The 20,142-nt window shown below is 54.0% G+C and carries 19 protein-coding genes; 4 read left to right on the top strand and 15 right to left on the bottom strand.

What is annotated here, in order from left to right:
• Window positions 1–10 precede the first annotated feature (10 nt).
• From ACZF99_RS11440 to ACZF99_RS11390, 11 genes are all read right to left on the bottom strand, one after another.
• Window positions 11–1,465, bottom strand: a complete 1,455-nt coding sequence (locus tag ACZF99_RS11440) for a nicotinate phosphoribosyltransferase (protein WP_483611849.1) — start codon at window positions 1,463–1,465, stop codon at window positions 11–13.
• Between the two features lie 7 nt (window positions 1,466–1,472).
• A complete protein-coding gene (locus tag ACZF99_RS11435) occupies window positions 1,473–2,021 on the bottom strand; it encodes a cysteine hydrolase family protein (protein WP_483611847.1) in 549 nt (182 codons plus the stop codon).
• Window positions 2,022–2,080: 59 nt separating this feature from the next.
• Entirely contained in the window at window positions 2,081–2,854 is a 774-nt protein-coding gene (locus tag ACZF99_RS11430) for an NUDIX domain-containing protein (protein ID WP_483611845.1), read from the bottom strand.
• A gap of 97 nt (window positions 2,855–2,951) precedes the next feature.
• Window positions 2,952–3,344 (bottom strand): PaaI family thioesterase, encoded by a 393-nt coding sequence (locus ACZF99_RS11425; protein WP_483611843.1) that lies wholly within the window; start codon window positions 3,342–3,344, stop codon window positions 2,952–2,954.
• A gap of 126 nt (window positions 3,345–3,470) precedes the next feature.
• The gene (locus tag ACZF99_RS11420) at window positions 3,471–3,923 is read right to left on the bottom strand and encodes a YlbF/YmcA family competence regulator (RefSeq protein ID WP_483611841.1); all 453 of its coding nucleotides are present in this window, start codon (window positions 3,921–3,923) and stop codon (window positions 3,471–3,473) included.
• A gap of 21 nt (window positions 3,924–3,944) precedes the next feature.
• The gene (gene miaB / locus ACZF99_RS11415; protein ID WP_483611839.1) at window positions 3,945–5,495 is read right to left on the bottom strand and encodes a tRNA (N6-isopentenyl adenosine(37)-C2)-methylthiotransferase MiaB; all 1,551 of its coding nucleotides are present in this window, start codon (window positions 5,493–5,495) and stop codon (window positions 3,945–3,947) included.
• 197 nt (window positions 5,496–5,692) lie between these two features.
• On the bottom strand, window positions 5,693–6,550 hold the full coding sequence (locus tag ACZF99_RS11410) for a MurR/RpiR family transcriptional regulator (protein WP_483611837.1): 858 nt from the start codon (window positions 6,548–6,550) through the stop codon (window positions 5,693–5,695).
• 68 nt (window positions 6,551–6,618) lie between these two features.
• On the bottom strand, window positions 6,619–7,326 hold the full coding sequence (locus tag ACZF99_RS11405) for a hypothetical protein (RefSeq protein WP_483611836.1): 708 nt from the start codon (window positions 7,324–7,326) through the stop codon (window positions 6,619–6,621).
• A 45-nt stretch (window positions 7,327–7,371) separates the two neighbouring features.
• Window positions 7,372–9,516 (bottom strand): hydantoinase/oxoprolinase family protein, encoded by a 2,145-nt coding sequence (locus ACZF99_RS11400; protein ID WP_483611834.1) that lies wholly within the window; start codon window positions 9,514–9,516, stop codon window positions 7,372–7,374.
• A gap of 47 nt (window positions 9,517–9,563) precedes the next feature.
• Complete coding sequence (locus tag ACZF99_RS11395; protein ID WP_483611832.1) at window positions 9,564–10,859, bottom strand: transporter permease; 1,296 nt, start codon at window positions 10,857–10,859, stop codon at window positions 9,564–9,566.
• 302 nt (window positions 10,860–11,161) lie between these two features.
• Window positions 11,162–12,511 (bottom strand): FAD-dependent oxidoreductase, encoded by a 1,350-nt coding sequence (locus ACZF99_RS11390; RefSeq protein ID WP_483611830.1) that lies wholly within the window; start codon window positions 12,509–12,511, stop codon window positions 11,162–11,164.
• Window positions 12,512–12,849: 338 nt separating this feature from the next.
• Between ACZF99_RS11390 and ACZF99_RS11385 the strand changes: the two genes are divergently transcribed.
• A complete protein-coding gene (locus tag ACZF99_RS11385; RefSeq protein ID WP_483611828.1) occupies window positions 12,850–13,602 on the top strand; it encodes an N-acetylmannosamine-6-phosphate 2-epimerase in 753 nt (250 codons plus the stop codon).
• Between the two features lie 71 nt (window positions 13,603–13,673).
• On the opposite strand, the gene ACZF99_RS11380 is transcribed toward ACZF99_RS11385, so the two are convergent.
• A complete protein-coding gene (locus ACZF99_RS11380; protein ID WP_155607982.1) occupies window positions 13,674–13,880 on the bottom strand; it encodes a DUF1657 domain-containing protein in 207 nt (68 codons plus the stop codon).
• Between the two features lie 393 nt (window positions 13,881–14,273).
• On the opposite strand from ACZF99_RS11380, the gene ACZF99_RS11375 reads away from it, so the two are divergent.
• Genes ACZF99_RS11375 through spoVAD form a run of 3 tightly spaced genes read left to right on the top strand, consistent with a single transcriptional unit; the run spans window position 14,274 to window position 16,647 of the window.
• A complete protein-coding gene (locus tag ACZF99_RS11375; protein WP_483611826.1) occupies window positions 14,274–15,134 on the top strand; it encodes a DUF421 domain-containing protein in 861 nt (286 codons plus the stop codon).
• Window positions 15,135–15,146: 12 nt separating this feature from the next.
• Window positions 15,147–15,635 (top strand): stage V sporulation protein AC, encoded by a 489-nt coding sequence (gene spoVAC / locus ACZF99_RS11370; RefSeq protein ID WP_483611824.1) that lies wholly within the window; start codon window positions 15,147–15,149, stop codon window positions 15,633–15,635.
• Between the two features lies 1 nt (window position 15,636).
• Window positions 15,637–16,647 carry a stage V sporulation protein AD gene (spoVAD, locus tag ACZF99_RS11365; RefSeq protein WP_483611822.1) on the top strand — a complete coding sequence of 337 codons (1,011 nt, stop codon included), beginning with the start codon at window positions 15,637–15,639 and terminating at the stop codon, window positions 16,645–16,647.
• 85 nt (window positions 16,648–16,732) lie between these two features.
• Here the strand turns inward: spoVAD and pduL are convergent, their stop codons facing one another.
• The 3 genes from pduL to ACZF99_RS11350 all read right to left on the bottom strand — a co-directional run bounded on the left by pduL (window position 16,733) and on the right by ACZF99_RS11350 (window position 20,054).
• Window positions 16,733–17,305 carry a phosphate propanoyltransferase gene (gene pduL, locus ACZF99_RS11360; protein WP_483611820.1) on the bottom strand — a complete coding sequence of 191 codons (573 nt, stop codon included), beginning with the start codon at window positions 17,303–17,305 and terminating at the stop codon, window positions 16,733–16,735.
• 120 nt (window positions 17,306–17,425) lie between these two features.
• A complete protein-coding gene (locus ACZF99_RS11355) occupies window positions 17,426–18,292 on the bottom strand; it encodes a 2-oxoacid:ferredoxin oxidoreductase subunit beta (RefSeq protein ID WP_483611818.1) in 867 nt (288 codons plus the stop codon).
• On the bottom strand, window positions 18,279–20,054 hold the full coding sequence (locus ACZF99_RS11350) for a 2-oxoacid:acceptor oxidoreductase subunit alpha (RefSeq protein ID WP_483611816.1): 1,776 nt from the start codon (window positions 20,052–20,054) through the stop codon (window positions 18,279–18,281). Before ACZF99_RS11350 ends, ACZF99_RS11355 begins: the two co-directional genes overlap by 14 nt.
• Window positions 20,055–20,142: the final 88 nt, after the last annotated feature.

Raw genomic sequence — 20,142 nt, 5'->3', positions numbered from 1 at the left:
AGCGACGGGTTTACTCCTCCTGCTGCCCCATATATTCCTCGATCATCCTTTGCTTTAACTCCCATGCTTCCTGGCTTAAGCTGATGCGGTAAATTTCCGGGTTCAGCTTGCGCAGGTACTCCGGCCAGAACAAGTTCAACTGCTCCCGGTGATACTGGCGGATTTGATCCAGCGTCGGCAGCTCGTACACGAGTCGGCCGTCCACGAAAATCGGCTGAAGCATGGACACGGCCTCGTAGTTTTTCACCGATTTTTTGAGGTACGGGTGTACCGGGTCGAACAACCGGAGGCTGCCGCCCGTACGCGCCTGCTGCTCGTGCGGGAAGCATACGTAATCCGCAATCGCTTTGCCGCTGTCCTTGCTGACGATGCGCAGCACGTCTTTTTTGCCGGGGGTCGTTACCTTTTCCGGATTCCCGGAGATTTTGATCGTCGGCTCCATTCGGCCGTCCTTCTCGCGTTCGACCAGCTTGTAGACGCCCCCCAAAGCCGGTTGGTCCGCCGCAGTAATTAACTGGGTCCCCACACCCCAAATATCGATTTTCGCGCCTTGTGCCTTCAGATTGAAAATCGTATTCTCGTCCAGGTCGTTCGAAGCGACGATTTTGACGTAAGGCAAGCCGGCGTCATCCAGCATTTTGCGGGCCTGGCTCGACAGATAAGCCAAGTCGCCGCTGTCCAGGCGGATGCTGCCGAGCCGCTTGCCGGCGGCTTCCAGCATTTTGCCGGTACGGATGGCGTGAGGAACGCCGCTTTTCAACGTATCGAACGTATCGACCAATAGCGAAACCTGATCCGGCAACGCCTTGGAGTATAATTCGAAGGCTTCCTGCTCCGAATCGAAAATCTGCACCCATGAGTGGGCATGCGTCCCTTTGGTCGGAATGCCGAAATTTTCGCCGGCTAGCAGATTGGACGTCGCATCGAAGCCGGCTACGTAGGCGGCTCGTGCACCCCAAATGGCCGCATCGGCCTCCTGCGCCCGTCGGGTGCCAAACTCCAGCAGCACGTCATTCTCGGCTACCCGCTTGACCCTCGACGCTTTGGTCGCGATTAAAGTCTGGAAATTCATGAAGTTGAGCAGCGCCGTCTCAACCAACTGCGTCTCCATGATCGTGCCTTCCACCCGGATCAACGGCTCGTTCGGGAAGCAAAGCGCCCCTTCCGCCATCGACAACAGCGTCCCTTTAAATTCGAACCCGCGCAACAAGTCAAGAAATTCCGGCTTATAGTTCTCTTCCTGCTTGGCCAAATACGCCAAATCCTGTTCCGTGAAGCGGAGCTGCCGAATGTAGTCCACGATCCTCTCTAAGCCTGCAAACACTGCATACCCGTTGCCGAACGGCAGCTTGCGGAAATACGCCTCAAACACCGTCTTCCGCAGATGCGTCCCGTTCACCCAATGCGCGTAGATCATATTAATCTGATATTTATCGGTATGCAGGGCTAAACTCGTGGTTGGCATCGCCTGTTCATCCTCTCTGGCTGTTCGTTACGGTCGCACCCAAACTGCTGCGGAAATGACCCAATGCCCAGGCATGCCCGTCCGGGTTGAAGCTCGCCACCGCATCCTCGTAAACCGTAATGGCAAATCCCTTATTGTAAGCGTCCACCGCCGTATGCAGCACGCAGATGTCCGTGCATACGCCGATCAGGTGCACCTCGGTAATCCCGCGTTCCCGCAGCTTCAGCTCCAGGTCCGTACCGCAAAACGCGCTATACCTCGTTTTATCCATCCAATAGATTCGGTCCCGGTTCCGCTCGTATACCTCGCCCAACCGGCCGTATAACGCGCGGCCTTCCGTCCCTCTGAGATTATGGGGCGGAAACAGCTTCGTCTCCGGATGCCATGCGTCTTCCCGTTCGTGGAGATCCACGGCCATCACCACAAATTCGCCTTGCGCCGCAAAAGTGTCCGTCAAGCGGCAAACGGCCGGCTCGATATCGATCGCCGGCCGACCGACCGGAAGGTTGCCGTCTACAAAATCATTCGTATAATCGATGACGATCAGAGCTTTCAAGTCTTTGTCTCTCCTTTCGAATCCTATTCGGCAGCTGCTTTTTTATGTAGTTAATGTTATTAAGTATAAATGGACAGCTGCGGCGTGAAATCGGTAAACCGGTACAACTGGGCCGGACGCTGCGAGTACTGATTCGACAACATCGGCTTGCCGTTCTCGTCGCGCACTTCCTCCAGTATCCCCTGACGGCTGCGCGTCGATGTAATTTTACGGATAAAATTCAGCTCGGCGAAATCCGGAACAACCGTTTGGATCACTTGATACAATTCGCCCAGCGTAAAGTGCGGAGGCAGAAACTGCTTGGCGATCGTCGTATGCAGCATTTGCTGCTGGATCCGTTTGTAGGCATCCTGCAAAATTTCGCGGTGATCGAAGGCTAACTGCAAATCCTCCAGCGCCTCGCGTACGGTAAATAAGCCAACCTCCTGCGCGTCGTCCGCCGACTGCCTTTTCTCCAGCACCCACTCCTCCACCAATGCGAAAAAGGCGTGGGAGATAATCCAACCGCGCGGATCCCGTCCCGGTTTGCTGTACACACCCAAATATTCCAAATGGGAGCCGTCGACACCGGTTTCTTCCTTTAGTTCACGGCGCGCGGTTTCGTACAGGGATTCGTCTTCCTGCGAAAAACCGCCCGGCAAAGCCCAGGCCCCGGCAAACGGCCAACTCCGCCGGCGGATCAGCATGACCTTCAGATCAAAGCGCGGCAGCGACTTGGTCGATGCCTTTCGTTCCTGTCTTGTCAACGTAAACATGACGATATCGGCCGGGATTCCGTCCGGCGTACGATATTTTTTAACCTCATTAACTACCTGCTTTTGTTCTTCCTTCATCACGTATCACCACATCGTCTAGGATAACGCCGGCCGAGTGAGGGGATTCCGGCATTTACGAATTCATGCAATCTTGACCCGCCGACGGTTCCTCCGCTTACTTCGGCAAACGGAAGGTAGCCGTCGAAATACAGCCGAGCGTTCCTTCTTCGTTGCGAACCTCGGAACGGAGCGTCATGGTCCGATGGGTCTCATGCAGCGGAAAGGCCGACACCACCAGTTCTCCCGTACGCATCGGACTGAGGAAATTGACGTTCAAATGGGTCGTCACCCCGAGCTTGCCTTTCACCTTCGCTACCAGCGTACCCATCGCTTGATCCATCATGGACGACAGTACGCCGCCATGCACGATGCCCATGGAATTCAAGTGGGAGGCCTGTGCCGTCAGGCCGAGCTCCACGCGGGCTTTGTCGGCCGAAAGGAGGCGCAGACCCAAGAGACCCCAGAACGATTGCTCGTCGCGCCGCAGTATTTCTTCGTTCCAATCCACGTGCTGTCCCCCTATCCTTGCATCTCTTTATATTATAATATTCCGAAGTGACGGTGCTTCAATCAACCGGCTCACAGACAGGATGAAAAAAAGCGGAGGGGTTGCCTCCGCACCGACGGATTTGGTTTACTCTCCGTAACCGGATGAAACGGCCGGCTCGCTGCCCGACTCGACGTTCACTTTGCTGGCTACCGTATCGCGGATCACGGAAACGACCAGCTGAAGCAGATAATTAATATCGCTTTGGCTCTGCTGAAACTCCGTTACGAGCGGAATTCCGTCCAATTCGTCTTGCAGCTCCTCGATTTCGCGTTCGATCTTCTGCACCATCGCCTGATTCTGGAACGTTTCGAACGCGACGATTTCCTTCTGCTTTTTCTTGATCGCGCTGATCAACGTTTGAATGCGTTCGTGCTGTTGGATCAGCTTCTCGGCCTTTTGAAACTGCTGTACTTCCTCGCTGGTGCCGATCAGTTCGGCCAATTCCTTCGCCTTACTCATTATATCCTCGCGAATCACCAGTTCCCGGGAATCGAATTTCGGAATCCCGCAATCGGTATGATCATTATGCTGTTCCAACGTGTATAACCTCCCCTGCGTTTACGCCAATTTGGCGGTTTGCTCCACGAGTCTGCCTTTGATATACCAGGTCATCGGATCGGTAATCTCCACCTGGACAAACGTTCCGATCAACTCGGCTCCGCCCTCGAAATGCACGAGCTTGTTGCTGCGGGTACGGCCGGACAACACATTGGCGTTGTTTTTGCTTTCGCCTTCGACCAGCACCTCGACGATCTGTCCGCGCAACGCCTCGTTGCTGCTGCGGCTGAATTCGTTCACCGTATCGTTGAGCCGCGCCAGCCTGGCTTTCTTCTCTTCCAGCGGCACGTTGTCTTCCATTACCGCGGCCGGCGTGCCTTCACGCGGAGAATAGACGAACGTGTAAGCCGAATCGTAACCCACTTCACGTACGAGCGACAGCGTCTCTTCGAACTGCTCCTCGGTTTCGCCCGGGAATCCGACGATAATGTCGGTCGTCAGGACGACGTTCGGAATTTTCGCTTTGATTTTTCGCACCAGATCGAGATAATGCTCACGGGAATATTTCCGGCTCATCTTCTTCAGCACTTCACTGCTGCCCGACTGCACCGGCAGGTGAATATGCTCGACCAGATTGCCGCCCTTGGCCAATACGTCGATCAGCGCATCGTCAAAATCGCGCGGATGCGAAGTCGTAAAGCGGACGCGCGGAATATCGATTTGACGGATATCGTCCATCAGATTTGCGAATGTATAGGTCATGTCGGTGAAGTCCTTGCCGTAAGCATTGACGTTTTGTCCGAGCAGCGTAACCTCTTGATAACCTTGGCGCGCCAGCTCCCGCACTTCCGCGATGACGTCCTCGGGACGGCGGCTGCGCTCCTTGCCGCGGGTAAACGGCACGATGCAATAGGTACAGAACTTGTCGCATCCGTACATAATGTTGACCCACGCCCGCATGCCTTCGCGCTTCTTCGGCAGGTTCTCAATGATGTCGCCTTCCTTGGACCAGACCTCGACGACCATCTCTTTGCTGAAGAGCGCCTCTTGAATCAGATAAGGCAAACGGTGAATATTGTGCGTCCCAAAGATCATATCCACGAAACCGTGCTTCTGCAGGATCCGCTTCACGACGCCTTCTTCCTGCGACATGCAGCCGCAAACGCCCAGCAGCAAATCCGGTTTCTCCGTCTTCAATCCTTTGAGATGCCCCAACTCGCCGAACACCTTATCCTCCGCGTTCTCACGGATGGCGCAGGTATTCAACAAAATGAGGTCCGCCGTTTTGCGATCCTCCGTCGCACGGTAACCCATTTGCTCCAGCAAACCTTTGATCGTTTCCGTGTCATGCTCATTCATTTGGCAGCCGAACGTGTACACGATATAATATTTGCCGTTTCCGATTCCCTTTAGCTCGTCGGGAACGGCGTTTTCGTACAGCACCTGCACGTCCTCTTTCCCGCGCTGTTTCTCTATACGATGGTTCGGTTCGGACAAAATTTGAATGTCCCGGCCACGGATTCGGATCTTCTTCCCACGCTCGTCCTCCGAAATGACCCGGGCGTCCGAAAAGTCAAAATACTTGGCGTAATCTTTGGTTTCCTTAGCCATGCTGCCCGTTCACTCCTTTTACCAATCTATCTTCATTCCTTAGGGGTAAAAATCAACCATGCCTAAAAATGCATTACACTAAATTATAGCATGGGCCAGCCTTTATATCCAGACAGCGGCCTGTTATGACTCCGGCTTCAAATTCCCCAATTTCAAAAAAAGAAGCGGCTTGCCGCAATGGCGGGCCGCTTCCTTGCTTAATAATACTCCGTTACCGTAGGACGGCTGGAGATGATGCCTTCGCTGTCCAGTTTCTTCTTAAGGTAAGACTTGTCCGAGGAGATCAGCAGACTCATCACGGCATCCACTACGAACAGGAAAGTAATGTGATTCGACATCATCGCGCTGTTATTGACCGACATTTTGTCGGGCACGATGATATTCGTTTCCGCGACCTCGGTGACCGGAGAAGAGTCATAGCAGGTGATCGCAACCGTTTTGGCCAGATTCATCTGCGCCGTAGACACCGCGTCGATAATTTCCGGCGTCGCGCCGGAACGGGTGAACGCGATGACCATGTCCTCCGGCGTGGTCTGGGACGCCGCAATCTTCATCGCGCGGCTGTCGCTGCTGGCCTCCGCGCTGATCCCGATCAGAGACAGACGGTTCTTCAAGGCCATGGCCGAGAGGAAGGAATCAAAGATACCAAAAATATGAATGCGTCTGGCTCGTTTCAGTGTTTCCGCCACATCAAGCAGCGTCTCCTCCGATACCATCGCGGACGTGTTGATCACCAGTTCGTTGTAATCGAGAGCCAATCCGTCAATCGGCGTGATTTCTCGGCGTTCTTTCTTCCTCGTTTGCATCTCCCGGTAGAACGTATCCTGGGCGATGGCGATCTTGAAATCGTTGAAGCCTTTGAAGCCGATCTTCTTGCAGAAACGATTGATGCTCGTCTCCGATACGCCAATCTCATTGGCCAGCGCCGTAATCGTATGTTGAGTAATAAATTCGGAATGATCGATCACAAATTGGGCGATTTGGTTTTCACCGTAAGTAAACTTTTGCTTAAGCGAAATGATTTTTGCAATCACCGCGGGTACTTGCGAAGCCATGACATGTCCTCCTGCATATGCGCAAAACCGTTCCTCTGAAAACGGTTCTGCCAATAACGATTTACTTATTATAGCATACGGAGTCCATTCCCGCCTAAAATCGCTTTCCACTTTTTCACATTTTCCACGAATTGCTCCATCATTATCTCGCCCGTTTGCATCAGGTAAATATGATCCAGCAAGCTGGGCAAAAAGGGGAGTCCAAGCAGCTCTTTGCAAAAAGCATGCGCCGCAATCTCGCTCGTCTGCAAAACCGTAGCCTTTCTGCGGAAAGGGCCGATTCGCAGGGCCTCCACCGGATCCAGCAGTTCATTGGTAAAACGGCCGCTGCGGTACTCCAGAAAATGGTAGTACTCATGCGCCAAATGGATATCCACGATCCCGTCGAAAGTAACGGGGCCGAGTGCGCCGACCGTCGCGGCGGCTGCAGCCTGCAGCTGCCGCAACGATTCCCGGTATACGGTGATCTGCGGCACCTTCCCGCCCCAGTCCAACTGTGCCCGCAGCGCAACCTTGAAGGTGCCCGTTCCCGCGGACGCCGCCAGTTGGAAATGAACGCCCGCTTGCTCAAGAAGAACACGGATATCCTGCCCGCGCAGCCGTTCAGCCGCTTCTCGTCCCATGGCCAAGGAACGGGTCAGATAATATTCGTATTTGCCGGGATCGATTTTATGAAAAACCGGATCCCTTTCCAGTTCGGCCAAGGCCAGCGCCCCATCACCAAGCTCCAAGCCTCGCAGATCGAGTATCTTCTCTTTTTCCCGCACGCTCATCATGCGAATCAACCTCCTTCCGCTTTCCAAAACTTAATAGGCAACCTCTTACTGATAAGCGATCGCGAGCCAAACTTCCTCCTCGCCCAGCATTTCCGTCTCCATGTCCACAATGGACAACAACTGCTCCCTCGTCTGCATCCCGGTCAGATCGAGCATCTTCTCCCGGAAAAACAGGAACACTTTCGGGATCGTTGCGTTCGCGTCCGAATAAATCGTGTGATCGTCCAGGAAGGCGACGAAAGCATCGTGGCGCTGCTTCTTGGCAAACTGCCCGTAGTGCACTCCGGCCTGCTTAAACCGGACCACGCCTTCCCGATCCACTACGCTGACACAGGTGCGTTTCTTTTTGAAGAGGCCGAAAAACGATTTGCGTATTTCTTCACTGGCAAACAAATGCCAACGCCCCGTTTGGGCGGCCAGAGCCATGGTCTCGGCCGGCACATCCACGGAGCTTGCGGCAATAGCCCGCATTTCCGCTTCCGTCATCGCGGCCTGGCCCAAATCCTTGGAGCGGAGCTCCGTTGAACCGGTCGCGATCGCACGCAAAATATTTTTCTGATTGTCGATCTCAATCATGATTTCCACGGTTTCCTCGCTCGCCCCGGATTGGACAATTTTATCCATAATGTCGCTGCGAATCCGCTTGATATCCGCATCGGTAGGGTTAATGACCGTCCGTTCGATCTGCTCCTTGACCATGGCCAGGGCGACTCCGATCGTCGAGATATAGGGCGCATTCTTGGCAATCTGCCATTTCATCCCTTCCTTCTCGGCCATGGCCGGGATCAGCACGGCCCCGCTACCGCCCCCGCCGACCAGAGTAACGAAGGAGCGGTCCAACTCATAATCCGCGATCATTTCATTCACCGTAGTCATGGTTTTTTCGATGGCGATATCCATGACCTGGCGGGCGGCCGACTCCCCGGACATGCCGAGATGCGCGCCCAAGGCATCCCACGCCAATCGGGCGCTGTCTTTCCCGGCATACGCATAATCTCCTTCCGGCACATAGCCGAGCAAATTCGCCGCACCCGCCAGCGTAAGCGAAAACTCCTCTCCAAGACCGCCCCGGACAACGGCGTATTCCGCAGCGTCTCCTTCGCGCGGGCGGATGAACAGAACCTCGGCATCCGTCAATTGCGCCGGGTCGGCGAAACATTCATAGGCCTTGCCGGCGATATGGGCGCTCCGCGGGCCAACGTCTACAATCTTGCCGCCCGCCACTCGGATCATACTGCCGCCGGCGATGCCTAAAGTCCGGACATCCAGGGATTGCAGGTAAGTGCGGTGTCCGCCGACCTGTGCATTCTGGATCATGACCTTTCCGTTCTTGATGACCGAGATATCCACGCTCGTGCCGCCGACTTCAAAGAAGATGCCGTCGGAAATTTTCTCGTACATCAGCGCTCCCGCCACGCCGGCAGCCAGCCCGGACAACATCGTCAGGATCGGGCGCTTCCGAACCTCGTCAATGCTCATGACCCCTCCGTCGCAACGCATGATCATCAATTGCGAGGTGATGTTCGCGTTCTTAACCGATTTCTCGGTCATATTCGCCGTCTCCATCATTTTCGGAATGAGGCTGGCGTTAATGACTGCAGTTCTCGTCCGCGTTCGCAAACCGTACAGCTGCGAGATTTCGTGCCCGCCGGTCGCAAACACGCCGAGGCGACCGGCCGCTTCCACGATGCGCAGCTCATTCGTCGGATCATCCACGCTGTACGCTTCCGAAGCGACGATGACCTCCGCCCCTTGGTCAAGCAGTTCCCGCAATCCTTGCTCCACGGCCTCCTCCTTTAGATTTTTGGAGTCCAGGTAGGTATGGTAGGTTTGCAGATTTTTGCCGGGTGCAAGCTCAATTTGGCCCGGATTGGATTCGCTGCGTGCGGTCAATCCGTCCATGCCCGTCCCCATCCCGAGAATGCCGACTCTCGCGACATCCCCTTCCAACAGGGCGTTGGTCGCCTGCGTCGTCCCGTGGGCGATAAACGCAACATCTTCCGGCGCGATGCCTTTGCTTTGCAAGATCGTCTGCAAAATTTGCACAATCCCTTTGGCTACGCCATCTTCATCATGATGGGTTGTCGGGATTTTCATCTTTTCAATAATTTCAAACGTTTCATTATCCAATACGACCGCATCCGTAAATGTACCGCCGACGTCGATCCCTACCCTTACTTTTCTGCCCATTTGACAGCTCCCTCCTATCTCTCTATAACCACGCTTTCCCCGCCGGCCTAAAAGACAACGAACGCCCCCCATACCATGGAGATGAGCACGGCCGTTATCATCCAAGGCAAAGTCCGTTTCAAAATATCGTTAATGTCACTCTTCGTGAAATCGGCCACCCAAACGTTATGCGAGTTGGTCGGATCGGACACGGCCTGCACATTGCTGACCACCCGCAATGCCAACATCGCCGCAATCGGCGTCATGCCGGCCCCTACGAACAGCGCGGCAATTCCGCTTCCGAGCCCCCACACGTTCAACGGACCGCGATAAATCGCCAGCGGCGACAAGAGGGTGAAGAAAAGGATGTACATCAACGGATTGCTTGGCAGCACCGATTCGATCAAGGGGGAGATAATCGCCGTCACCTGCGGCGCCATTACGGCGTTGACCAGCATGCCGATCCCGATCATGAGTCCCAATGCCCCGGCCACATCTTGGATCCCTTCGACCAGAGAACTGGAGAGCACATGAATCGGACGCTTCGGCCAGGACAACAGCAGCGTGGCGACCGCGCCGATAATTACGGCAGGCACGATATCCATCTTGAATACAAAAACCATAAGAACGGGGACCAACGGGCTAATCAGAGCAATCGTCGGCACTTTACGGCCATCCGCGGAGGACGAATTGGACGGCATCGCCCATGCTTTGCGCCCGCGCCCGTCGCGGCGAGCATAAAATACGATCATGATCATGCTGATGATAATCAGCGGTAAAGCAGCGATTAACGTGTAATCGGCCACGGTGGAAACCGGCAGCCCCATCACATCCACATAAACCGCCCAGTTTGAAACGTTAAACAGCACCCCGACGCCAACGGAAGACAGCAAAACAACCGAAGCCAGAAACTGGCTGATGCCGGCGGTCAGCATAATCGGAATAATGATCGTACCGACGAGGATAACCATTCCGAGACCGCTTGCCGCGGAGAAGATGATCGAAGCCGTAGCGAAGAACAGCAGCGAGATCAATAGCGGCTTATCGCCGGCCATCTCCGCCGCTTTGCGGATGATGGCCTTGGTCACGCCTACTTTATTCAGGATCTGACCGAACCAGGCACCGAAGATCAAACCCGCGATCGCCGTAGACAGCCGCATGGAACCCTGGGCAAGAATCGTCCCGCTAATCGTGGCCGTCTCGGGATTTCCCGAGGACCAAGGCACCCCCGCAATCAGCGCGAACAGAATCGCCATGCTCGGCAGCGCCAAAATCGTCGGCAGCTTCCGGGTCATCATCAGCGCCGCAAATAAGAGAAAAATGAGTAATATACCAATCGCCTGTACCCAAATCATTGAACTCATCGTTCAAGTCTCCTTTATCATTCAAATAAATAAATCTATAAGTAAGCGCGATCAGAAGATGACTTATTGAACAACCTTTTCAATGAAAGTTCAAAAAGTCAGGTTTTTAGCACCGAGAAGGTTGGATGAAGCTAGGGGCTGAGTAGCGCAGCGTACGTTTTGGGTACGTGAGCAACTGAAATGTTTCCGCAGGAAACATGCTTCGGAAGCATCCGCTTGGCCCGGCTGAATTCAAGATTCGACGCCGAATCCACTTCCTGACCTGCTTCGTGATCAAAAGTTGACTTTTTGAACAACCTTTATTAAACCTCCAGGTAGGCTCCCTGCTCCTTCAGTACCTCCTGAACCTTACCGACATCCACCTGCCGAACATCCAGATTTTGCAGAGCGGCCTGCGCAGCGGCAACCCCGCCCGCGTGTCCGATAGCGCCGGTTGTCGGTGTCGTTCTGACAGCGGCCTGTGCCTCAAAGGTGGCGGACAGACAGCGCCCGTTGACGATGACGTTTTTCAGTGTCGGTGTAACGAGACAACGGTACGGAATGCTGTACATGCCTCCCCATTCCAGTTTTTCGTGTTTCGTGCCTTCGCCGTCAGGGTTATGAATATCGATCGGATATCCCGAATGCGCGATGGTATCCGCAAATCGGGTCTGAGACAGAATATCTTCCGACGTCAGCGTGTAAAGGCCGATGATCTGCCGGGAACCGCGGACACCGATCGAAGGACCGGTCGATTCGACGACAGCGTTTTCAAAACCGGGGATATATTTTTTCACGAAGCGTTCCAATTCCCTGCATTGCTTCCGCCCCTCCGTCTCGGCCCGGCTGATGCTCCATGCATCCGTGCCGTCATGACCAAGAATCCGCGTTGTATTCAAGATCACCTCGCCCGGCGTATTCGTTTCGAAGAAGAGGACATCCTCCCGTGGGATGGAAATTTCGCCTCTGGCCTTTGCCTGCTTGAACAAGCTGACAAAACCGGAGGTCGACAGCCTCGGCGCCTTCTCAATAATCGACGTATCGCCCTTATATAACGGAAAATCCTCCGGATGGGCATGAATATAAGCCTTAACCTTAGCGATATCGACATGGGTCATCTTCATTTTCAACGTCATCGGCTGCATGGCCCCATCCCTTTCGCGGCCTTTGGTGAAAGCGGCTCCCGCACGAACGGCCAGGTCCCCGTCCCCGGTCGCATCAATGAAGACTTTGGCTGACAGCTTGCTTAAGCCGGACTTGTTGCATAGGGTGATCCCGACGACCCGTTGATCTTCCGTATGCACTTCCGCCAGCATCGTATGGTACAGGATTTGCCCTCCGTTCTCCAAAACCATGGATTCCAGCTCGACTTTCATCGCCTCGGCATCGAACGGGGTAACCGAATAGGTAAATCCGGTCGTATCAAAAATATGGCCCGGTGACTTGCCGATCCCCTTCAATCTTTCGATCAGTTCGTCGGTCAACCCCTGAATGGCCTGCTTCTCTCCGGCATGAAAGGTCATCATCGGACCTACGCCATTGGCGGTCAACGTGCCGCCCAAGTAACCTTGCGATTCCACGATCAGCGTCTTCGCCCCCGACTTGGCCGCCGCTACCGCGGCCATCGTGCCGGAAATACCGCCGCCCATGACGATGACATCAAACGATTCCAACTGTACAACTCCTCCTTGTAAAAGTTTTGTGAGCGTTGCTTCCCGAATTAGTTTCGAACAAAACTCACTTCGGAAGCATAGGCTTAGTTTTGTGAGCGTTGCTTCCTGAATCGGCTTCGAACAAAACTCGCTTCGGAAGCATCAACTCGGTTTGCTGTTTCATGTGTTCTAAAGTAACAGAACCAAATCGATTTGTAAATGATTTTGTTTATTTTTTTCTTAATATCCGTTAATTTAGAAAATTATTTTCTTTACATGTTAGCTATATATTTTATACTAAGAAATAGATTCAGGTATGCGTTTTATTTTGAACGACAACCACACAAAGGAGCCAAGGAATGGAGAAACTACTGGAGCGGTTGAAAGGACAGTTGATCGTGTCTTGTCAGGCTTACCCGGGAGAAGCGCTGTACGGAAGCCATCTGATGACGGCCATGGCCAACGCGGCGAAAGCTGGCGGGGCAGCGGCCATTCGGGCCAATTCACCGCAAGACGTGGCGGCGATTAAGGAGGGTTGCGGCCTGCCGGTGATCGGGATCTGGAAGAGGAGCCACACCGACTCGGACATATACATTACCCCCTGTCTGTCCGATGCGGAGACGCTTTTTGCAGCCGGCGCCGATATCGTCGCCTTAGATGCCACAGGGCGGTTACGCCCTGGCGGGGAAACGTTGGAGGGGCTGGTGTCCGGGGTGAGGCGGCAGCCCGGACGGTTGCTGATGGCCGATGTTTCGACCTTGGAAGAAGGGATCGCGGCCGAAGCGTTAGGCTTCGATTTCATCTCGACCACACTGTCCGGTTATACTCCCTACAGCCCGCGGAGCCAAGCGCCGGACTTCCGGCTGCTGGCAGAATTGGTGAACGCCGTACGGGTTCCGGTCGTCGCCGAAGGCCGGATCCGCACTCCCGAGGAAGCCGCGGAAGCCTTACGTATAGGGGCTTTCGCCGTCGTGGTCGGAACGGTGATTACCCGGCCGCACTCGGTAACGGAACAATTTGTTCGCGCGATCCTGGAGGCCGGGACGGTCAACCAGACAGGCACGATAGGCGACGGAGCACCTGACCGGTTAGGGGTTCGAATGAAAGACTGATTTTGACCGAGAACGGGAAATGGCGATGCAAGGTCCTCTGCACCGCCATTTTTCTCATTTTTGATTTCGAATCAGAATCCTTTATATTGTGGTTCTTCGCTTTCCAACTGCGATACGCGGCTTTCCACTTGAGTCACGATTTGCTGCGTTTGCTCCGCGCATTGCGTAAACAGGTCTTTCGCTTGTTGGTTTTGGGTGTTCAAAGCGAATTGTTCCAGGTTTGCTTGCGCGCTTTTCAATGAAGCCAACGTTGTTTTAACTTGGGCTGCTACGGTCATGATTTCACCACCTTTAGTTATAGATGTTGTTCAAAAAGTCATCCTTTGATCACGAAGCAGTTCAAGAAGTGGATTCGACATCGAATCTTGAATTCGGCCGCGCCAAGCCTATGGTTCCGATGCATGTTTCGTCCGGAAACATTTGAGTTGCTCACGTACATCTGTCTACGCCCCGCTAATCAGTCCCTGCTTCATCCAACCTTCTTGGTGCTGAAAAGCCGACTTTTTGAACTTGCACTAATAGCTTGTTCCTTCGGACAAAGCATAATTTCACCTGCCGCAAGCCGATTCATTCGGCCTTCCGTTTTCCATATTTTGTATTAGTAAAACTTCGTACCCCCGCGCATAATTGGGTTATCTCGCCTTGGATTGTCAACGAAAGGAGTAGTCTCCATGCCGATGTGGTTGGAAGTCATCGTCAGAACGTTGGTGGCCGTCGTTGTCTTGTTCGTCCTTACCCGGCTGCTCGGAAAAAGGCAAATCTCGCAACTCTCCTTTTTCGAATATATTACCGGTATTACGATCGGCAGCATCACCGCGTATATTTCCCTGGACGTGAACACAGATTGGTACCTCGGGCTCATCGCCGTGACCGTCTGGTTTCTCGTATCGCTCGGGATTGAATACCTGCAGATCAAAAGCAAAAAAGCCCGAGATTGGATCGACAGCAGCAGCACGGTGCTGATCAAGGATGGCAAGATTCTCGAGGATAATCTGAAGAAAGAAAGGCTGACCAACGAGGAGCTGATGGAGCAGCTGCGGAAAAAAAGCATCTTCAAAGTGGCCGAGGTGGAATTCGCGGTTATGGAACCAGACGGAGAAATCAACGCCATGCTGAAAAACGAATACCAGCCGATCACGCCGTCTCATCTTGGTTTGAAGGTGGCCCCGGAGCCGGAGCCGCAAACGGTCATTATCGACGGAAAAATCATGGACGAGCCGCTGGCGACGCTGGGACTCAACCGGAAGTGGCTGAATACCGAGCTGGAGAAGCTGGGCGTTTCGCTGGATAACGTCAATTTGGGACAAGTCGACGCCTACGGGCAGTTTTATGCCGACCTGTACGACGACCAATTGACCGTTCCGCAACCCCAGGAAAAAGCCGTTTTGCTGGCCCAGTTGAAAAAATGCGAAGCGGATCTGGAAATGTTCGCCCTCTCGACAGAGGAAGAAACCGCGAAAAAGCTGTATGGGGATTGCTCGGTTAACCTGCAGCGGGTCATCGATCAAATCAAGCCGTTATTAATCCAATAGGAGGATGGGAGCATGGCCAAGAAAAAAAATAAGCAGTTGACCCCGACGCAGCAGCAATATCAGCGGCTGGCAAATTCCCATGAACCGAAGCGCCCGGTTGCCGTCAACTGCCTGCGGGCTTTTCTGGTCGGCGGACTGATATGCCTGCTCGGGGAATGTATCCGTCAGGCCTTTATTCATTTCGCCGGAATGAGCGAAAAAGAAGCCGCCAATCCAATGGTAGCCGTTCTCGTCATCCTCTCCGTGCTTCTGACGTGCTTTGGCGTATACGATAAAATCGCCCAATGGGCCGGAGCGGGTACAGCCGTGCCCGTGACGGGCTTCGCCAACTCGATGGCCTCCACGGCGATTGAGCATCGTCCCGAAGGTCTGGTGCTTGGCGTCGCCGCGGGAATGTTCCAGTTGGCCGGCTCCGTCATCGTCTTCGGAACGGTTGCCGCTTTTATCGTCGGCATCATCTACGCCGTGTTTGTCCCGGGATACGTTGGAGGAGGTCACTGATATGCTTAAAGGCCATCAAAGCTGGGTATTTGAAAACAAACCGAAAATCATCAGCACCGCCACCGTCGTCGGACCGTTCGAGGGGCAAGGACCGTTGGCCGAGGATTTCGACATTATCCACGCCGACTTGTACTTAGGGCAGGACAGCTGGGAAAAAGCCGAAAAAACGCTGCTCGAAGAATCGGCCATGCTGGCGATCAGGCACGCCGGGCTGACCAAGGAGCAAATCCAGTTCTATTTCGGCGGCGACCTGATGAATCAAATTATCAGCAACAGCTTTGCCGCCCGAAGCTTAAGCATTCCCTACATCGGAATGTTCGGTGCCTGCTCGACCTCGATGGAGACGCTGGCGATGGCTGCCTATGTCGTCAATTCGGGCGGTGCCAACTATGCCGTTGCCGGAACGTGCAGCCACAACGGAAGTGCGGAAAAGCAGTTCCGCTACCCGACGGAATACGGATCGCAGAAGCCGCCGACGGCGCAGTTCACCGTCACCGGATCGGGTTCGGCCGTATTGTCTCCCGAAGGGGACGGTCCATCGGTCACGTCGGCCACGATCGGCAAGGTCATTGATATGGGCATCACCGACCCGTTTAACATGGGGGCTGCGATGGCTCCGGCGGCCGTCGATACGATCCAGGCCCATTTCCGCGACCTGCAGATCGAACCGTCCCATTACGACCTGATCGTCACCGGCGACTTGTCCAAAGTCGGCTACGCCATCGCCAATGATCTCTTCGTGCGCCACAACATACCGATCAAGCAAACGACCTATCAGGATTGCGGAATGATGATTTACGATTACGAGAAGCAGCAGGTACAGGCCGGCGCCAGCGGCTGTGCTTGTTCCGCCGTCGTCACTTACGGGCATTTGCTGAACCGGATGAAACGCGGAGAATTACAGCGCATCCTCGTCGTGGCCACCGGGGCACTGCTCTCCCCGCTCTCCTATCAGCAAGGAGAGAGCATTCCCTGCATCGCCCACGCGGTGTCCATCGAAGCGGGTAGCTAACGCAAAAAAGGGCTTGTCCCTTTGGCATTGCAGCCGTGGTCAAGCCCTCTCTTTATTTGTTTTAAGAATTGCCGCTACCTGCGAATTATTCGACGATTTCAGCCGTATCGCCCGTTTTGGCGCCGGCGGCATTCGCTTCGTCCGTATCGATATGCATATCGAGCGCAAAGTTGTCGGATACGCGAGCTATCACGTTCTCAAGCACCAAACCGCGTTCTCCGCCCAAGCGGACCTTCAACAGCTGCTTGTCTTTAATGCCCCATTTCTCGGCATCGGAAGTGTGGAAGTGAATATGGCGCGCTGCAACGATGACGCCTTGTTCCAGTTGGATTTCGCCGGCAGGACCTTTTACGGTGATCCCTGGCGTGCCTTCAATGTTGCCCGATTCGCGAACCGGTGCTTTGACGCCGATGGCGAAAGAATCCGTACGGGAAATCTCCAATTGGGAAGCCGGACGGGCCGGACCTAAAATACGGACTTTGTCAAACTGGCCTTTCGGTCCGATGACGGCCACCTGTTCATTCGCGGCAAATTGCCCCGGTTGCGACAGCGGCTTGAATTCAGTCAATTGATAACCTTGTCCGAACAAAATTTCGATATGCTCCTGCGTCAAATGGATATGACGCGCGGATACGCCGACAGGTACTGATTTACTCATGTTTGCAAACACTCCTCGAATATTCTCTATATCGATGACGATTCACATCGTTATTTATTATACACCTAATGATGAAAAAAAGGAAAAGACGTCCACCGGAAATGGACGCCTTTGATCCCATTATTTAAATTCTGCTACAAGATTGTCAAACTCGCTTTCGGACAACGCCAACGGTTGATACGCCAGCGGTTCCTGCTTAAAACCGTGCACAAGATCCTCGTAACTCTTCTTCTCTTTGTTCTGGTAGATCAGCCCGGTAATCATGCTGTTCGTCTCCATCAGCTTGGCCATGGCCATCGCCCGGTTGCTCGGATTGTAATCCGGAACGGTCTCCAGATTGATGATATTCTCTTTAAACCAGTCGTACGTGTTCACCTTGTTGAAGGTGACGCATGGACTGAACACGTTAATCAAGGAGAAGCCTTCATGCTGGATCCCTTGCTCGATCAGGGACGTGAGTTGCTTCAAATCGCTGGAGAACGACTGGGCCACGAAGGTGGCGCCGGACGCCAAAGCGATTTCAAGCGGGGATAACGTCGACTCCACCGAACCTTCCGGCGTGCTCTTCGTTTTGAAGCCTTCGCCGCTGCGCGGGGAAGTTTGCCCTTTGGTCAACCCGTAAATCTGATTATCCATGACAATGTAGGTGATGTTGATATTGCGGCGAATCGCGTGCACCGTGTGGCCCATCCCGATCGCGAAACCGTCGCCGTCCCCGCCGGATGCGATCACCGTCAGATCGCGGTTGGCCAGCTTCACGCCTTGGGCAATCGGCAACGCGCGGCCATGAATCCCGTGCAGTCCGTAAGCGTTGATGTATCCGGAAATCCGGCCGGAGCAGCCGATCCCGGAAATGACGGCAAGCTGCTCCGGTTCAAGACCGACATTCGCCGCGGCGCGTTGGATAGCGGCTTGAATGGAGAAATCGCCGCAGCCCGGACACCAGTTAGGTTTAACGTTGTTACGGAACTCTTTAAACGTTGCCATTTTTCACCAACTCCTCCTGCGCTTTATTCCCGGCTGCCTTTTTGCACTCTTCGTAGACTTCCGATGGAAGGAACGGATTGCCGTTATATTTCAACACGTTCACAATCTTGTCGTGGTAGCCGACGTTTTGTTTGATCAAATTCGCCAATTGGCCGGTAGCGTTGTTCTCCAGAACGACCACCTTTTTCGCCTTCGCGATTTGCGGCAGCACTTGCTCCGTTGGAAACGGATGCATTAAGCGAACAGTCATGTGGTTCGTCTTTACCCCATCCTCGGACAGGTGCACACGGGCTTGATCAATGGTACCGCCCGTCGAACCCATGCCGATGATAAGCAGGTCCGGTTCGGCATGCGGCGCTTGCAGGTGAATCGGATGGGTTACTTCGAGCTGGGCCAGCTTCCGCAGACGTTTATCCATCATCTTCTTCCGGTTGACCGGACTTTCCGACGGACGTCCGGATTCGTCATGCTCGACGCCGGTCACATGGTGGATGCCGTTCTTCTCGCCCGGCAGCACCCGCGGGGAGATGCCGTTCTCCGTAAAGGCATAACGATTGAACATGCTCGAATCGTCGCGATCCGGAATATCCTTCACGAGATAGCCCCGATCGATCGATACTTTGCTGTAATCGAGCATTTCGCAGGACTGTTTGCCGAGGGATAACTGCAAATCCGTCGCGATGATCACCGGCACCTGATATTTATCGGCCAGATTAAAAGCCTCCACCGTATCATAGAAACATTCCTCAATCGAGCTTGGCGCGATCACGATTTTCGGAATTTCTCCATGTGTTCCGTAGATCAGCGCATTGATATCGCTCTGTTCCTGTTTCGTCGGCAACCCCGTACTTGGACCGCCGCGCTGCGTATCGACGATCACAACCGGCGTTTCGGTCATGCCAGCTAGGCCGATCGCTTCCATCATCAGGGACAAGCCGGGCCCTGCCGATGCCGTCATTGTACGTACCCCCGCATAACTCGAGCCGATCGCCATCGTAATTGCGGCGATCTCGTCTTCGGTTTGCACAACCGTACCGCCAAACTTCGGCAATTTCTTTATTAAATATTCCATAATTTCGGAAGCTGGCGTAATCGGGTATGCGCTCATAATTCGACAGCCTGCAGCCACGGCCCCCAAGGCAATGGCATCGTTGCCGATCATGAACAGCTTTTCCTTGCCGTCGGCCGGCTCCAGCTTGAATTCGTCCAGAGGACCACCGGCGAGCTCGAGCACAAAATCCGCGCCCCGTTTGACCGCTTCGATATTCTTCTCTACAATTGCAGGCCCTTTGCGGCCGAACTCCTCTTCCACCGCTTTATTGAACACCTCAAGCGGAAGACCGAGCAGCGCCCAGGATGCGCCGGAAGCCACCATGTTCTTCATCAGCGAAGTCCCGAGCTCTTCGGCGATACTGGTAATCGGGACCGGAAACAAACGGGCATCGACGCCCTCCGGCACCGTCGGATTAAACTTGGCATCCGCCACGATCACTCCGCCGCTGCGCAGCTCCTGCGCATTCAAATCGATACTTTCTTGGTCAAAAGCGACTAAAATGTCCAAGTCGTCGGAAATCGCGCGAATCGGCTTGGTACTGATCCGGATTTTGTTATTCGTATGACCGCCTTTAATACGGGAGGAGAAATGCCGGTACCCGTACAAATAATATCCCAGCCGGTTTAAAGCCGTCGAAAAAATCCGGTCGGTACTTTCAACGCCCTCTCCCTGCTGACCACCGATCTTCCAAGACAATTGACTAATCAAGATCGCCCACCCCTTTAATCGTATCGCAATGGAAAAATAGAATTATAATACAGTTCGAATGTCGACGTGCAAGAGGTCACATTTCGAC

It is taken from the genome of Paenibacillus sp. JL3B1040 (assembly GCF_057063165.1).
This window is presented reverse-complemented; position numbering and strand designations above follow the sequence as displayed.

Coding starts and splice junctions, on each gene's coding strand:
- ACZF99_RS11430 (WP_483611845.1), bottom strand. CDS start 2,854: ATGAAGGAAGAACAAAAGCAGGTAGTTAATGAGGTTAAAAAATATCGT.
- ACZF99_RS11405 (WP_483611836.1), bottom strand. CDS start 7,326: ATGATGAGCGTGCGGGAAAAAGAGAAGATACTCGATCTGCGAGGCTTG.
- spoVAD (WP_483611822.1), top strand. CDS start 15,637: ATGCTTAAAGGCCATCAAAGCTGGGTATTTGAAAACAAACCGAAAATC.
- ACZF99_RS11380 (WP_155607982.1), bottom strand. CDS start 13,880: ATGACCGTAGCAGCCCAAGTTAAAACAACGTTGGCTTCATTGAAAAGC.
- spoVAC (WP_483611824.1), top strand. CDS start 15,147: ATGGCCAAGAAAAAAAATAAGCAGTTGACCCCGACGCAGCAGCAATAT.
- ACZF99_RS11395 (WP_483611832.1), bottom strand. CDS start 10,859: ATGAGTTCAATGATTTGGGTACAGGCGATTGGTATATTACTCATTTTT.
- ACZF99_RS11410 (WP_483611837.1), bottom strand. CDS start 6,550: ATGGCTTCGCAAGTACCCGCGGTGATTGCAAAAATCATTTCGCTTAAG.
- ACZF99_RS11375 (WP_483611826.1), top strand. CDS start 14,274: ATGCCGATGTGGTTGGAAGTCATCGTCAGAACGTTGGTGGCCGTCGTT.
- pduL (WP_483611820.1), bottom strand. CDS start 17,305: ATGAGTAAATCAGTACCTGTCGGCGTATCCGCGCGTCATATCCATTTG.
- ACZF99_RS11355 (WP_483611818.1), bottom strand. CDS start 18,292: ATGGCAACGTTTAAAGAGTTCCGTAACAACGTTAAACCTAACTGGTGT.
- ACZF99_RS11385 (WP_483611828.1), top strand. CDS start 12,850: ATGGAGAAACTACTGGAGCGGTTGAAAGGACAGTTGATCGTGTCTTGT.
- ACZF99_RS11440 (WP_483611849.1), bottom strand. CDS start 1,465: ATGCCAACCACGAGTTTAGCCCTGCATACCGATAAATATCAGATTAAT.
- ACZF99_RS11400 (WP_483611834.1), bottom strand. CDS start 9,516: ATGGGCAGAAAAGTAAGGGTAGGGATCGACGTCGGCGGTACATTTACG.
- miaB (WP_483611839.1), bottom strand. CDS start 5,495: ATGGCTAAGGAAACCAAAGATTACGCCAAGTATTTTGACTTTTCGGAC.